This is a genomic window from Coleofasciculus sp. FACHB-1120 (assembly GCF_014698845.1).
GTDB lineage: Bacteria > Cyanobacteriota > Cyanobacteriia > Cyanobacteriales > FACHB-T130 > FACHB-T130.
Genome location: NZ_JACJTV010000030.1, coordinates 1 through 13996, shown reverse-complemented (window position 1 = coordinate 13996; position 13996 = coordinate 1). Strand labels below are relative to the sequence as shown.

Sequence of the window (13996 nt, the reverse complement as noted above, 5' to 3'; positions counted from 1 at the left end):
GAGTCATCCTCCTTAAATGGATGCTGACACCCCGGTTATACGGACTTCTCGCACCCCAGCTTCACCGAAGCAAAACCTTCCCCCTGGAAGAAGCCGCAGTCGATCAACTGTTACAAGCTGGATCGAGGCGAGTAAAAGCATTTTGCTCATTAGCGATCGCTCGCTGTAGGAGCAATTTATCAATCGCTTCTACTCAAATTCACAGTTTACCGGGAGGGGTGATGCCGCAATATTTTGGAAAACTGCCCACGACAGGGACATCTTGGTCAACAATTGGAACGCTAAAAACGATAGAACGCCACGATCGAGGAATCTACGGCGATTGTGAAAATTCGCGCCTTGCAATTAGCATCCTGGCACCAAACTTAGTCCGAGTCCGCTGGGCACCTAATGGTGAATTGATGCCGCGTCGTTCGTGGGCAGTCACATTGGACGATCCAGAATGGTCAATCGTACCCTTCCAACTTTGGGAAACTGACGCAGGGGTAGAAATCGAAACCGAGCAGATGCGGGTGTACATCCACCGCCAAGGGTGCCGGATCGAGTGTTTTGATAAAACTGGGCGACCTTTCGCGCAAGATACCGGGATGGGGATGGCTGGACGCATGGGCGCGATCGCTGCCTGGAAGCGCATCGAAGCCGATGAACATTTCTACGGTTTTGGCGAACGCACCAAGCTACTCGACAAACTCAGCGAAGTCCAAACAAACTGGACAGTTGACGCCCTCGATTACAGCTCCTTTACCGATGAAATGTACCAGGCGATTCCATTTTTTATCGCGCTGCGTCCAGAACTCGCCTACGGTATCTTCTTCAACACCACTTTTTGGAGCCAGTTCGACATCGGTGCGGAACAACCGGGCGTCTATCGGATGGAAACGCGGGGCGATGAACTGGATTATTACATCATTTACGGCCCCGAACCGGCGCAAATTCTTAGCACCTACACCCAGCTAACAGGTCGAATGCAACTTCCGCCGAAATGGTCGCTTGGTTATCACCAATGCCGTTGGAGTTACGAATCTGAAGAGGTGGTGCGAGAACTTGCCCAGGAATTCCGCAACCGTCGCATTCCTTGCGATGTGATTCATCTCGATATCGACTACATGAACGGCTATCGGGTGTTTACCTGGAGTCCCAAACGGTTCCCCGACCCTGCCCAATTGGTCAATGACTTGGCGCAGGATGGCTTTAAGACAGTGACAATTATCGATCCAGGCGTCAAGTACGAGCCGGAAGCCGATTACCACGTCTTCGACCAAGGGATAGAAAATGACTATTTTATCCGTAAGGCAGAGGGTGAACTATTCCACGGCTACGTTTGGCCCGATAAAGCGGTATTTCCCGATTTCCTGCGTCCGGAAGTGCGCCAGTGGTGGGGCGACTTGCACAAAAGCCTGACGGAAGTCGGCGTTGCGGGTATCTGGAACGACATGAACGAACCGGCGATAGACGATCGCCCGTTTGGAGATCCGGGCAATAAAATATCCTTCCCCCTAGATGCGCCTCAAGGTTCGCCAGAAGAACGCACCACCCATACCGAAACTCACAACCTGTACGGGCAATCAATGGCTCAATCGGCTTGCGAAGGGCTGAAGCGACTGCGTCCTACAGAGCGCTCGTTTGTACTGACCCGCTCCGGTTTTGCCGGAATTCAGCGTTGGTCGTCGGTGTGGATGGGCGATAATCAATCGCTGTGGGAGTATCTGGAGATGTCGCTGCCGATGCTCTGCAATATGGGACTATCGGGTGTGGCGTTTGTCGGTTCAGATATTGGCGGTTTTGCTGGCAATGCCACGGCTGAGTTATTTGCCCGGTGGATGCAAGTGGGAATGCTTTACCCATTGATGCGCGGTCACTCGGCAATGAGTACGGCAAGACACGAACCTTGGGTTTTTGGCGATCGCGTTGAAGCTATCTGCCGCGAATATATTAATCTCCGCTACCAGCTATTGCCCTATATCTACACACTTTTCTGGGAAGCGGCAACCACTGGCGCACCGATTTTACGTCCCTTACTCTATCATTTCTCCAACGACCCGAAAACCTATAAACTCTACGACCAAGTATTGCTCGGTTCTTCCCTCATGGCAGCACCCATCTATCGACCAGGAGTAGAGTATCGGGCACTGTATCTTCCGGAAGGCACTTGGTACGACTGGTGGACAGGAGAACGTTACGAAGGCGCGACGCATATCTTAGCTCATGCACCGTTAGAGCGAATGCCGCTATATGTGCGTGCGGGAGCGATTATCCCCATGCAGCCGGTGATGCAATACACGGATGAGCGTCCCCTTGACGAACTTACCCTCCGCATCTGGCCTGGACATGGTGAGTGTAGGCTCTATGAAGATGATGGGCATACATTTGAATATCAAACGGGTGCTTTTGCCACCACGACCTACCGCGTTTATTCCCAAGGACAACAAACGAGGGTTGAAATTGCCGCCCGTGAAGGCAATTGGACGCCACCCAACCGCGAAACCATTGTGCAGCTAGTGGGTGTTGGCGAACAGCGTTTCGTTGACGATAGTACGGCGCGTCAACTGACTTTTTAAGCCTAGTTCCTGCGTTTGATAGAACCTCACCCCCAGCCCCTCTCCGTTCACGGAGAGGGGAGCCGGAGGCGGGGTGAGGTGCTTCTAATGGAAGGCGTGATTAACCAGGTTTAATTTCAATCCTTAATGGTCAGTGATTTGCGCTTGAGGGCAAATCGCTTCTTTTGGCATTCTTTACTTTCCCTCAGAGCGATCGCAGATCCCAGCTTCTCGCTCAAGCCATCTTGCGAAAAATGAAATATATCTAAAGACCGATGCCAAAAAAATTGTTAAACATTAAGACCAAATAAAATTTGCTTAGAGAATTTTATTTTAGCTGTAAATTTGATTTGGGCAGGTGTTGATAACTTCTATAAACCTTTGTTATAGAGCTACCAAACTTTACACAATCAGCATATCAGAAATATCCAAATGATGTTAAGCCCCTGTGCGAACATCCCTGATTTGCATAAGTTCACAATGGGGATCAAAGCTAGATAGCCCCATATTCCCAAAGAATGATTCATTATAATCATCCAATTGATTATGGATAATTATCAAAAAGGTTGCCATAATAGTCTAGAAAGGTAAATTGATTTTTTCCTGATTGCGTTAAGCTAAATTGTTACTTTAGCTACACTTTCACCGGATAGTATCGGTGTCAAATCTAGCAATTCTCTTGTTTTAAAAAACTGATTGACATGAAAACTTTAACAATGCAGCTCGTCCAAGCAATTCGGTGCCCTAACTGTGGCAGCCTAGGTGAACGGCATTACATTTCTAGCAGTCAGCTAACGCGGACACAATGCCGCACTTGTGACTACTTAATGGTGACTTGTTCTCGAACCGGGAGAGTAATCGAAGCATACGCACCCGGTCTGGATGCAAGTCGTCTGTAAAAGCAATTGTAAAAGCAATCCTCAAAGAATTGCTTTTACAGATTATTTAGAAGCTCGAAGTTGTCCGCAGGCAGCATTGGCTTCTAAACCACGAGAGTAGCGAACACTAACAGCAATATGCTGTTTTTTCAGAGCTGCCACAAAAGCTTGAATCCGAGTAGAATCCGGACGCTGATAGTCAGCATCGTGGATAGGATTGTAGGGAATTAAATTGACGTGAGTTTGGAATCCCCGCAGGCGAGATGCAAGTTCATTAGCGTGTTGAGGGAGATCGTTCACACCCGCAAGCAGAACGTATTCAAACGTCAATCTGCGACCTGTTAATTGAACATATTCGCGACATTCTGCTAACAAATCTTCTAGAGAATATCGCTGAGCCGTGGGGATAAGTTTTTCCCGAAGTGCCTGATTGGGTGCGTGGAGGCTAACTGCGAGGGTGATTTGCAAGTGATGTTTCGCTAAATCGAGGATGCGATCGCGTACTCCCACAGTGGAGAGAGTCATCGAACGCTGTCCAATTCCTACATCTTTATTTAGTATCTCTAGCGCTCCCAGAACATTTACCGTATTCAGTAAAGGTTCGCCCATCCCCATAAATACAATATGGCTGACTCGTCGCTTGAAGTCTTCCTGAACCGTTAACACCTGATCGACGATTTCATGGCGTGCGAGATTGCGGGTAAAACCGCCCTTCCCCGTAGCGCAGAAGTCGCAAGCCATCGGACAACCCACCTGGGAAGAAACGCACACCGTGAGGCGCTTTTCTGTGGGAATGCCGACTGTTTCGATAATTTGACCATCTGCCAACCGCAGCAGATACTTCACCGTGTCATCTGGAGCGACAGAACGATGATGTATCGTAGAGCGTCCAATCGGGACATCTGCTACTTGGTCGCGCCACTGCTTAGAAAATACAGTAATGTCAGAAAGCGATCGCGCTCCTTTTTCATAAATCCACTGATGCAGTTGCTGTCCTCGGTAAGCCGGTTGTCCTTGAGAAAGCACCCATTGGGTTAATTCAGCTAAATTTGCCCCTAAAAGGGGAGGAATCGTTCTGGCTGGGTTTTTATTCGTTACCCGCTGCTCTTGAGCAACGGGAGCAGTTTCATCAGACTGATTTTGATGCTGACTTCCTTTAGAAGACTGAACCTTAGAGACGGGCGTAGCAGACATAAATAATCAAAAGTTTTCGCTAGGATCTCTATCCTAGAACCTCTCAATCGACGCCGGAGTTCACTTTATAGGTTTTCCCAATCGGAATATCAACTTGAAATGCGCCTTCCACAACTTGAGTTCCCCAGCTTGCAATAGACACTTCATCTGTCCGCCATGCTTATCTACAACAATTTGATAGTTAATCGATAACCCCAGTCCGTGCTATGAGCGACTGGTTTTGTCGTAAACAACAGGACAAACAGTTGCGCTTGAACTTAATCTTGATTGCTCCTTGAAAGGGGTTTCTGATTTTTCAAGTTTTAAGGAGACTGAGAATTGGCTAGAGGCGTGTGAGCGATCGCGATTTAGCTGCTGCTATGCAAGACTTGAATCAAGCATTCGATAAACTATGAAGTGCTAGCAGCGAGTCTTGTCCGGGCTACGCTGGAACTCAATCAAAGCCGATGCTTCTTGATATTCCCACTCTGCCTTTGGCATTTGAATTTACCTCTCCAGGCCCAATCCTCATTGAGCTGGGACCGTTTACCATTCGCTGGTACGGTCTGTTAATTGCCTCAGCCGTATTAATTGGCGTCAGCCTTTCCCGATATCTGGCTTCCCGGCGTCACATCAACCCAGATATACCGAGCGACTTGGCTCTCTGGCTAGTTGTGGCAGCGATTCCCAGTGCCCGACTCTACTATGTTTTATTTGAGTGGCAAGAATACGCCCAAAGACCGGGTGACATCATTGCCATCTGGAAAGGAGGCATTGCGATTCATGGGGCGATCATCGGTGGCACTTTGGCAGCTTTGATTTTTGCCCGAATCCAAAAAATCTCTTTCTGGCAACTGGCTGACTTAGTCGCACCTTCTTTAATTTTGGGTCAAGCCATCGGACGTTGGGGCAATTTCTTCAATTCTGAAGCTTTCGGGGCACCCACGAACTTGCCTTGGAAACTGTTTATTCCTTTCGAGAACCGTCCGCCCGATTATCAGAATTTTGCCTACTTCCATCCCACCTTTCTCTATGAATCTCTTTGGGATTTAATGGTGTTTGGGTTGCTAATGACCTTGTTTTTTCGGGATTTGAAGGAAAAGCCACGCCTCAAGGCAGGCACGCTGTTTCTGGTTTACCTGGTGGCTTATAGCGCTGGTCGCGTTTGGATTGAGGGATTACGCACTGATAGCTTGATGCTGGGTTCATTGCGAATGGCACAAGCGATCAGTTTGGTCGGAATGGCGCTGGGATTGGCGGGTCTGGCTTGGGTTTATTTGTTGCGTCGTTCTCTGCCAGATGTCGTGTCAGCTTCTAGTAATGACAATGCTACCAGCGAGAAGACCCAACGATGAATCCTCCCATTTCACGGGGGCGAGATTACACCTCAGATTCCTCAACCGTCTTTCTAATCAGGCTTTGAGAATTGAAGTGTCGCGTTAATCAAGTGAATTGGTAGAAAAAGCCAGGTTTCAGGAGAAATTATTCCCAAAAAAATCCCAAAAAAAAATGCTCTAGAGTCAAACTCTAGAGCAAAACCAGGGTGCATCTACCATTCCTTAATTACCGGGGAAGTGGAACGAATCCGGAAAGTGTCCGTAATCAATTTAATTTTTTTGACTCGGTAGGCATAGATAGCCACCGCTGTACGGGAACCAGAAGCAATCTGCAATCCTGGCAAAATTGCAGAATGAGCAACAGATGACTGATAAGTTACACACTCTAGAAGAGGTTTGTCTGAATTGGCGACTAAATTTACTGACGAATCATTGTCTCCTTTGGCACCCGCCGTTTATATTGTCGGTGCTGGGCCGGGAGATCCAGATTTATTGACGGTTAAGGCACAGAAACTACTCGCGGTTGCGGATGTAATCTTATTTGCCGATTCTCTGGTGCCAGTGCAAATTTTGCAGGGGGTGCGTGCGGATGCAGAGATTATTCGCACCGGGAATAAAACCCTCGAAGAAATTCTGCCAGTGATGATTGAACGAGTGCGATCGCATAAATCTGTGATCCGCCTCCACTCTGGCGACCCCAGTCTCTACGGTGCTGTCTTTGAGCAAATGCAAGCCTTGGCAGAGGCTGAGATTCCTTTTGAAATTGTCCCCGGTATCAGTGCCTTCCAGGCAGCCGCCGCCAAGCTCAAAGTTGAGCTAACGGTGCCAGGACTGGTGCAGACGATTATCCTCACCCGGATTAGCGGACGCGCCTCAGCGGTGCCGGAACGGGAAGAATTAGCCTCCCTAGCAGCGCATCAGGCAAGTTTATGCCTTTACCTGGCGGCGCGTCACGTCGAAGACGCGCAAGCGAAACTGATGCAGCACTACCCCGCCGATACACCCGTGGCGATTTGCTTTCGAGTCGGTTGGCCTGATGAGAAAATCTTCTTGGTTCCTTTGGATCAAATGGCAACTGTGACGCAGCAGGAAAATTTGATTCGGACGACGCTTTATGTGATTAGCCCCGCGCTGGGGACTGTGGAAAATACGCCAGAGTCATTGGGGACAGCGAAACGTCGTTCGCGTCTGTACGATCCTGAACATACTCATCTGTTTCGCCAGAAATCAACAAACCTCTCCCCCGATCCCGCTTGACAAGGGTAGGTTTTGAATATCTAACGCTCCGAAATCGTCAAAAACCTATACCTGTGGGGGAGAAGTTTCCGGGTGCAAAAAGTCTTATTGGTAACAGCACCCAATGCAGATGAAGCGTTAATAAGCAGATAACAATCGAGGCAATTTTGTAAACTATGCTTTCGCAAATCGTGCGCCCAATGGTTCGCACTCAAATCCGGTTACTCGCTAGCTGTCAGGCAACTCGTTCCACACTGATTGGGACGATTGCCCAGTGGCTGGGCTTTCTCGGTGTACGTGCCCAAGTCACTCAGCTCAACGCCGGTTCAGACCAAAAAATTAGCATTTCGCTGACGGTAGACCAACCCGAAGGGTGCGACAAACAAGACTGGCAGCAAATTGTCAGCAACCTTAACCAAGAAACTGTTGATACCAACCCAGAAGAACATTCCCAGCCTCAGCTAACACCCCAGCAACAAAGTAAGCTACAGCGGTTGCTGGCTTATTTGATTCAGGCGGCGGAACCGGAAGTCAGGATTAGCTGGGAGGTTTGGTCTCGTCAGCTTCAGGCACTCGGTTTAGAAGAACCCATGCTGCTTGGTGTCAGATCGGCATTGAAAGTGCCTCAGTCGCTTGAGCAATTGCTGGAAGGACTCGATCCAGACATTGCAGCGATCGCGCTTCCCAAAGCGGTCAGCATTGCCTTGCTCGATCGCCGGGTCAATGCCTCGGAAGACAAGGCTTTGACAGCACTTTTGCAGCTAATGAAGCCACGCAACGAGGGTTGATCGCTGGTTAGTTTTATTCACCCTCGATTACCAAGGCGATTTTACCTGTAATCGATCCGGCTTCCAACAGTTGGTGGGCAGCGGCGGCGGCTTCTAAGGGAAAAGTTTTAGCCAGGTGAATTTTCAGCGAACCTTCATCAATCCAGGTTGCACACTGTTCTAAAATTTCTGCGTGATGCTGTTGAGCTTCCAGGAGTCCTTGCAATGCAGGCGTTAGCATCAATTCAAAGCTAATCCGGAGATTGCGCGATCGCGCAATCTTCCAATTAGAGTAAGCGGGGTCTGGCTCCAAAATCGTCACCAGATCGCTATAAACCCGCACGGCGGGGAACGTTTTATAGAAGGTTTCCCCGCCTACCGTATCAAAGGCTAAGTCTACTCCCTCTCCTCCCGTCCAATCTAGAACCGCCTGTACAAAGTCAGTTTGCTGATAAAAAATTACCTCATCGGCACCCAATTCGCGGACAAAATCAGCCTTGTCCTGAGAACTCACCGTGGTACAAACTTCCGCACCTTTCAGCTTCGCCAGTTGAATGGCGACGTGACCGACACCGCCAGCACCCGCGTGAATCAGCACCCGTTCCTTGGGTTCCAGTCGCCCCCGTTCAAATAGGGCTTCCCAAGCAGTAATCAGAACTAGAGGGGCAGCGGCGGCTTCTGCAAAGCTTATAGAGGCGGGTTTCTTGGCGACAAATCGCTCATCGACAACCGCCATTTGAGCATAGTTTCCCAGCTTTGTCCCCAGTCCACCTGCACAGAAATACACTTCATTGCCAACCTTAAACCGCTGGACGCCAGAACCGATTGCTTCCACGACCCCCGCGCCATCACAGCCTAAAATAGCGGGCATTTGGTCTGGATAGAAGGTGCCCCGCTGCCGCAATTTAGTGTCAATTGGGTTAATTCCCGCCGCCCGGAGACGGACTAGGATTTCTGTGTCTTGTTCAATCGTCGGGTTTGGGACTTCCTGAAGTTGCAAGACTTCCGGTGCGCCAGATGCTGTCATCAAAACTGCTTTCATCAGGTCGTGCTTGTTGCTAAGCCAAGGGTCTTTTATTCAGAACTCTACCGCAAGTATGGGTTTTTAGCGTCACATAGCGATCGCATCTTTTTCCGGAAATTTTGCATCATAGTAAAAGTAGCCCTTGCAACATTTCTTTGCAAAAGGTTGCCGCCAGTAAGGTGAAAGCGTGGAGGGAGCGCGGTGATGGACGAAGCCCCAAAAAAGATAGAAGTTGATGAATTAGATGACTGGGACGGTGACGAAGAATCCTCTGACGACGGCTGGAAGCGGAGCCGCAAAAAAAGAGGTCTGTCTGGTTGGAAGGGTGTGGCGCTTGGCGTAGGGATAGGCATCGCCCTCACCGCAGGCGGAATGAAACTGCTTTCACAGCCTAAGACTGCGAAGAAGCCAGATGCCACGCAACAGGCAGCACCACCCAGCCAAAGTGTCACCGCAACTGTCGCCCAATCCGCCGTGGTCGCCCGCACGCTGACAACCAGCGGCACAGTAGAAGCCCGCGAACTTATCCCCGTTTTGTCCCAGACAACCGGCTTACAAATCCAGAGAGTTTTGGTGGACGAGGGACAAACGGTGGAAGCCGGACAGGTAATGGCAGTTCTGGATAATTCCGTCCTACAAGCGCAACTCGATCGGGGGAAGGCACAGCTAGAATCAAGCCAAGCCGCTGTCCGGCAAAGACAAGCTGCCTTAGCGCAAAGCCGCGCCACCCTTGCAGAAGCCCAACGGAATCTCCAGCGTTATCAGCAACTAGCTCAGGCTGGGGCGATTAGTCGTCAAGAGCTAGATGCTCGCGCCACCACTGCCGCAACCGCGAGAGAAGAGGTTCGCCTTGCCCAAGCGAATATCAATAGTGCCGAAGCCGAGGTCAGGAGCAGTGCGGCAAATCTGCAACAACTGCAAACTCAGCTAGGGCAAACGCAGGTTCGCGCTCCGGCTAGCGGCATTGTTACCAGACCAAAAGTAGATGATGAAATTCAGCAAATAGCCCGGATTGGGGATGTCACTTCTGGCAGTAAACCGCTCTTTTCGATCATCCGCAACGGACAACTGGAACTGGAGGCACAACTTCCTGCTATCCAACTGCCGCAAGTAAAAATTGGGGCACCCGCCACGATCACCTCGGATAACGATAGCCGCATTCGCTTGCAGGGGCGAGTCAGAGAAATCGCGCCCCTCGTGAACGCACAAAGGCGGGAAGCAACCGTCACGATTGACCTGCCCCAGCCTTCGCGCGGGGAAAGCTTGTCTTTACGACCGGGGATGTTTGCCCGTGCCGCAATTACGACTACTACGACAACTGGGGTAACGGTGCCTGCCAAGGCGATACTCCCTCAGCCGGATGGTAGTGCAATTGTATTCCTGCTATCGGGTGAAGACACGGTTCAAGCTCGGAAGGTAGAACTAGGAGAAGTGGCGAGCGGGGACACAAGGGAGATTAAGAGCGGGTTAAAACCAGGCGATCGCGTCGTCGTTGCCGGTGCCGGGTATCTCAAAGAAGGCGACAAAGTTCGAGTTGTCGATAGTCAATAGCCAATGGCTAATCGCGAAAGATAATCAGCGATTAGCCACGAGCAATCAGCAATCTTTTAATCTTTTAATTCGCCTTTTATGAACATTTCCGGCTGGTCAATTCGCAAACCCGTTCCCACCCTGGTCTTATTTTTGATTTTGACCGTGGTAGGTTGGTTTTCTTTTACAGGTTTGGGCATTGATATCAACCCAAATATCGATCTACCAACGGTTTCGATTACCGTCACCCAGGCGGGGGCGGGACCAGCGGAACTGGAATCTCAGGTGACGAAACCGATTGAAGATGCTGTGGCGGGTCTGGGAAATATAGACCAATTAAATTCAACAGTTAACGACGGCGTCTCTACCACCGTCGTTAATTTTGTATTGGGGACAGATAGCGATCGCGCGACGAATGATGTCCGCAATGCCGTCGCCCAAATTCGCCAAAGTTTACCCGCAGACATCAACGAACCGATCGTGCAACGGCTGGAGTTCTCCGGGGGGCCGATTATGAACTACGCCGTCATTTCTAAGCAAAAATCGGTAGAGGAATTAAGTAATCTAGTTGACGAAACGATTAGTCGCGCCCTGTTGTCGGTAGAGGGAGTCGCTCAAATCAAGCGGGTTGGCGGTGTTGACCGCGAGATTCGCGTCAATCTCGATCCCGATCGTCTGCAAGCTCTGGGAATTACAGCCACTCAAGTCAACGACCAAATCCGCGCCCTCAACGTCAACTTACCCGGCGGACGAGCGGAGTTAGGCGGGAGCGAACAAAGCATTCGCACCTTAGGCAGTGCGCCAAATGTCCAGGCATTGCAAAACTATGAGATTATCCTTCCCAACGGGGGTTCGGTGCCCTTGTCTAGTCTGGGAGAGATCCGCGATGCTTCTGCCGACCCCCGGCAGGCGGCACTACTGAATAATCAACCCGTCGTGTCTTTTTCTGTCTTGCGTAGCACTGGTAGCACGCTGGTGACGGTGGAAGAAGGGGTACGCCAGAAAGTAGAAGAACTGCAAAAAACCCTAGGGACGGATGTCCAGCTAAAACTCATCTTTACTCGCGCTGACTTTATCCGCGAATCCTATGAAGGCACGATTGATGACTTGATCCAAGCCTCCGGGCTGGCAGTGCTGACGATTATGATCTTTTTGCGGAACTGGCGTGCCACGTTGATTACTGCCGTGGCACTGCCGTTGTCCATGCTGCCCACCTTTGCCGTGCAATATTTACTGGGTTACACCCTCAACAACATGACTTTGCTGGCATTGGCGCTCGCGGTGGGGAACTTGGTGGATGATGCCGTTGTAGAAATTGAGAATATGGATCGCCACATGGATATGGGCAAAACGCCCTTCCAAGCGGCTTTAGATTCTTCTGCGGAGGTGGGTTTGGCAGTGCTGGCGAGCGCGGCGACGATTATCGCGGTGTTTTTGCCAGTTGCGTTTATGGGTGGAATTCCGGGGCAGTTTTTCCAGCCGTTTGGGGTGACGGTTGCGGTCTCGACTATCTTCTCTACTCTGGTGGCGCGGACGGTTACGCCGATGATGGGTGCTTATTTGCTCAAACCGAAGAAGACTTCACCCGCCAATCACGCATCCGGAAATGGAAACGGGAACGGCGCTAACAGCCGGAAAAAAAATCGATTTCAACCCTATCGCTTTGTGCTGAAATGGGCTTTAAGGCATCGCCTGACCACGATGGCGATCGCTCTGGCATTTTTCCTAGGCAGTTTGGCGCTAGTCCCGTTTATTCCCAAGGGATTATTTGATAACGGTGACATTGGGTTCTCGGAAGTTGCCGTGCAACTCCCTCCCGGTTCGACGCTGGAAGATACTAAAAAAGTTGTACAGCAGACAACTCGGTTAATTCAGCAAAGCCCCGCCGTTGAGAGTGTCTTGGCAACGACAGAAGTCAATACTGCCAATCTTTTTGTCAATTTGAAACCGAAGGAACAACGAGAGGATATCCCTCAGAAGAAATTTGAGAATCAAATGCGCCAAGAGTTCCCTCAAGTGCCGGGGGCGCGGATTAGTTTCCAAAGCCAGGGAGCTGGAGGAGCGGGCAAGGATTTATCAATTGTCCTCAAAAGTGAAAATCCGGAAGCTTTGAACTTGGCAGCGGATGCTCTGGAAAAGCAGATGAGAAGCGTGCCCGGTTTAGTGGAAGCAACCTCTACTGCCAGTTTGGTGAAACCAGAAATTCTGATTATTCCCGATGCGGCACGAGCGGCGGATTTGGGAGTGACGGTGCAAGCGATCGCGCGTACCGCATCCCTTGCCACTATCGGCGACAATGAAGCAAATCTGGCTAAGTTTAACCTCCCCGATCGGCAAATTCCGATTCGAGTGCAGATCGATCCTGATGCTCGGCAGGATATCGACACGCTCAAAAATCTTCAGGTGCCCAGTCAAAATGGGAATCTTGTTCCGTTAGTGTCGGTGGCAGATATCCGCTTTGGCAGCGGTCCGGCACAAATCGATCGGTTTAATCGCGCTCGTCAGGTGTCGGTGCAAGCGAACTTGCAGGGCGTTGCTCTGGGAGATGCGGTGCAAGCGGTGCAGCAGCTACCTGCTCTCAGAAATCTTCCCGCCGGAGTCACGCAGGAATCGGCTGGGGATGCCGAGATTATGCAGGAGATTTTCGGTCGCTTTGGTTCGGCTATCGGACTGGCAATTATGTGTATCTATGCCATCCTGGTGCTGCTGTACAACAATTTCCTCCATCCCCTGACAATCATGGTGGCGTTGCCTTTGTCTTTAGGCGGCGCACTGTTGGGCTTAATGATTGCCCAAGAAGCGTTGGGGTTATATGCGCTAATTGGGATTGTCTTGCTGATGGGGATTGTGACGAAAAACTCCATCCTGCTGGTGGACTATACCTTGATTAACCAGGAGGAAGGCAAGTCGCAATATCAGGCGCTAATCGCCGCTGGGATGGATCGTCTGCGACCGATTTTGATGACATCTCTAGCTACGATTGCGGGAACCATTCCCCTCGCCTTGGGAATTGGTGCCGGGGCTGAAGTCCGCGCTCCGATGGGAATTGCGCTGATGGGCGGCTTCACGACTTCCACGCTGCTCACGCTGGTGGTGGTGCCGGTGCTATTCACCTACGTGGACAACTTGCAGCGCTGGCTTGTGCAACTGCCGAAGCGCGGATTTGGCAGAAAACGGGGGCACAAAAATGGCGGGGTGCGTCGGACGAATTCACAGGGAAAGAGATCGCTTCCCCCCACTCCCAACCCAGAACAAGATAAATTTCCAATCGGTAAGAAGTAGTTAGAGCGCGTTTCACTACTAAAACCCCGTAGGTTGATACCCACGGGGTTTTATTTTATAGAAGCGATCGCGCTTGTGAAAACTATAGCTGTCGCCAGTTCAGTTAGGACGTAGAGTGGTGATAGAAGTGACTGGAAACTCTGTGATGGCAAAAGCTTACAGTTATGACTTACGCCGGAAGGTCATCCAAGCAATCGAGTTAGATGGACTCAACAAGAGTGAAGTGAGCGAG

9 protein-coding genes and 1 pseudogene are annotated in these 13996 nt (G+C 50.5%); 8 read left to right on the top strand and 2 right to left on the bottom strand.

Translation table 11 applies throughout. The annotated features are described in order from the left end of the window. Positions 1-221: 221 nt before the first annotated feature. Together H6H02_RS21145 and H6H02_RS21140 are read left to right on the top strand one after the other, a co-directional pair. Positions 222-2558: a glycoside hydrolase family 31 protein gene (locus H6H02_RS21145; protein ID WP_190821495.1), complete on the top strand. Its 2337-nt coding sequence runs from the start codon at positions 222-224 to the stop codon at positions 2556-2558. A 695-nt stretch (positions 2559-3253) separates the two neighbouring features. After that, positions 3254-3436: a replication restart DNA helicase PriA gene (locus tag H6H02_RS21140; RefSeq protein WP_190821493.1), complete on the top strand. Its 183-nt coding sequence runs from the start codon at positions 3254-3256 to the stop codon at positions 3434-3436. A 42-nt stretch (positions 3437-3478) separates the two neighbouring features. Here the strand turns inward: H6H02_RS21140 and rlmN are convergent, their stop codons facing one another. Continuing rightward, entirely contained in the window at positions 3479-4609 is a 1131-nt protein-coding gene (gene rlmN, locus H6H02_RS21135) for a 23S rRNA (adenine(2503)-C(2))-methyltransferase RlmN (protein WP_190821428.1), read from the bottom strand. Positions 4610-5055: 446 nt separating this feature from the next. On the opposite strand from rlmN, the gene lgt reads away from it, so the two are divergent. The 3 genes from lgt to H6H02_RS21120 all read left to right on the top strand — a co-directional run bounded on the left by lgt (position 5056) and on the right by H6H02_RS21120 (position 7949). Then, positions 5056-5943: a prolipoprotein diacylglyceryl transferase gene (gene lgt / locus H6H02_RS21130; protein WP_190821426.1), complete on the top strand. Its 888-nt coding sequence runs from the start codon at positions 5056-5058 to the stop codon at positions 5941-5943. A 387-nt stretch (positions 5944-6330) separates the two neighbouring features. Beyond that, positions 6331-7182 carry a precorrin-4 C(11)-methyltransferase gene (gene cobM, locus H6H02_RS21125; protein ID WP_242040809.1) on the top strand — a complete coding sequence of 284 codons (852 nt, stop codon included), beginning with the start codon at positions 6331-6333 and terminating at the stop codon, positions 7180-7182. 155 nt (positions 7183-7337) lie between these two features. Continuing rightward, positions 7338-7949 carry a hypothetical protein gene (locus tag H6H02_RS21120; protein ID WP_190821424.1) on the top strand — a complete coding sequence of 204 codons (612 nt, stop codon included), beginning with the start codon at positions 7338-7340 and terminating at the stop codon, positions 7947-7949. A gap of 13 nt (positions 7950-7962) precedes the next feature. Here the strand turns inward: H6H02_RS21120 and H6H02_RS21115 are convergent, their stop codons facing one another. After that, positions 7963-8970: a zinc-dependent alcohol dehydrogenase family protein gene (locus tag H6H02_RS21115; RefSeq protein ID WP_190821422.1), complete on the bottom strand. Its 1008-nt coding sequence runs from the start codon at positions 8968-8970 to the stop codon at positions 7963-7965. Positions 8971-9156: 186 nt separating this feature from the next. Between H6H02_RS21115 and H6H02_RS21110 the strand changes: the two genes are divergently transcribed. From H6H02_RS21110 to H6H02_RS21100, 3 genes and pseudogenes are all read left to right on the top strand, one after another. Next, a complete protein-coding gene (locus H6H02_RS21110) occupies positions 9157-10503 on the top strand; it encodes an efflux RND transporter periplasmic adaptor subunit (protein WP_190821420.1) in 1347 nt (448 codons plus the stop codon). 78 nt (positions 10504-10581) lie between these two features. Next, the gene (locus H6H02_RS21105) at positions 10582-13764 is read left to right on the top strand and encodes an efflux RND transporter permease subunit (protein WP_190821418.1); all 3183 of its coding nucleotides are present in this window, start codon (positions 10582-10584) and stop codon (positions 13762-13764) included. A gap of 145 nt (positions 13765-13909) precedes the next feature. Continuing rightward, positions 13910-13996: pseudogene (locus H6H02_RS21100) on the top strand (IS630 family transposase); the annotation flags it as partial.

Bases quoted from the DNA above. Each gene is read 5' to 3' on its own strand.
- H6H02_RS21145 (WP_190821495.1), top strand. From the start codon at position 222: ATGCCGCAATATTTTGGAAAACTGCCCACGACAGGGACATCTTGGTCA.
- H6H02_RS21140 (WP_190821493.1), top strand. From the start codon at position 3,254: ATGCAGCTCGTCCAAGCAATTCGGTGCCCTAACTGTGGCAGCCTAGGT.
- rlmN (WP_190821428.1), bottom strand. From the start codon at position 4,609: ATGTCTGCTACGCCCGTCTCTAAGGTTCAGTCTTCTAAAGGAAGTCAG.
- lgt (WP_190821426.1), top strand. From the start codon at position 5,056: ATGCTTCTTGATATTCCCACTCTGCCTTTGGCATTTGAATTTACCTCT.
- H6H02_RS21120 (WP_190821424.1), top strand. From the start codon at position 7,338: ATGCTTTCGCAAATCGTGCGCCCAATGGTTCGCACTCAAATCCGGTTA.
- H6H02_RS21115 (WP_190821422.1), bottom strand. From the start codon at position 8,970: ATGAAAGCAGTTTTGATGACAGCATCTGGCGCACCGGAAGTCTTGCAA.
- H6H02_RS21110 (WP_190821420.1), top strand. From the start codon at position 9,157: ATGGACGAAGCCCCAAAAAAGATAGAAGTTGATGAATTAGATGACTGG.
- H6H02_RS21105 (WP_190821418.1), top strand. From the start codon at position 10,582: ATGAACATTTCCGGCTGGTCAATTCGCAAACCCGTTCCCACCCTGGTC.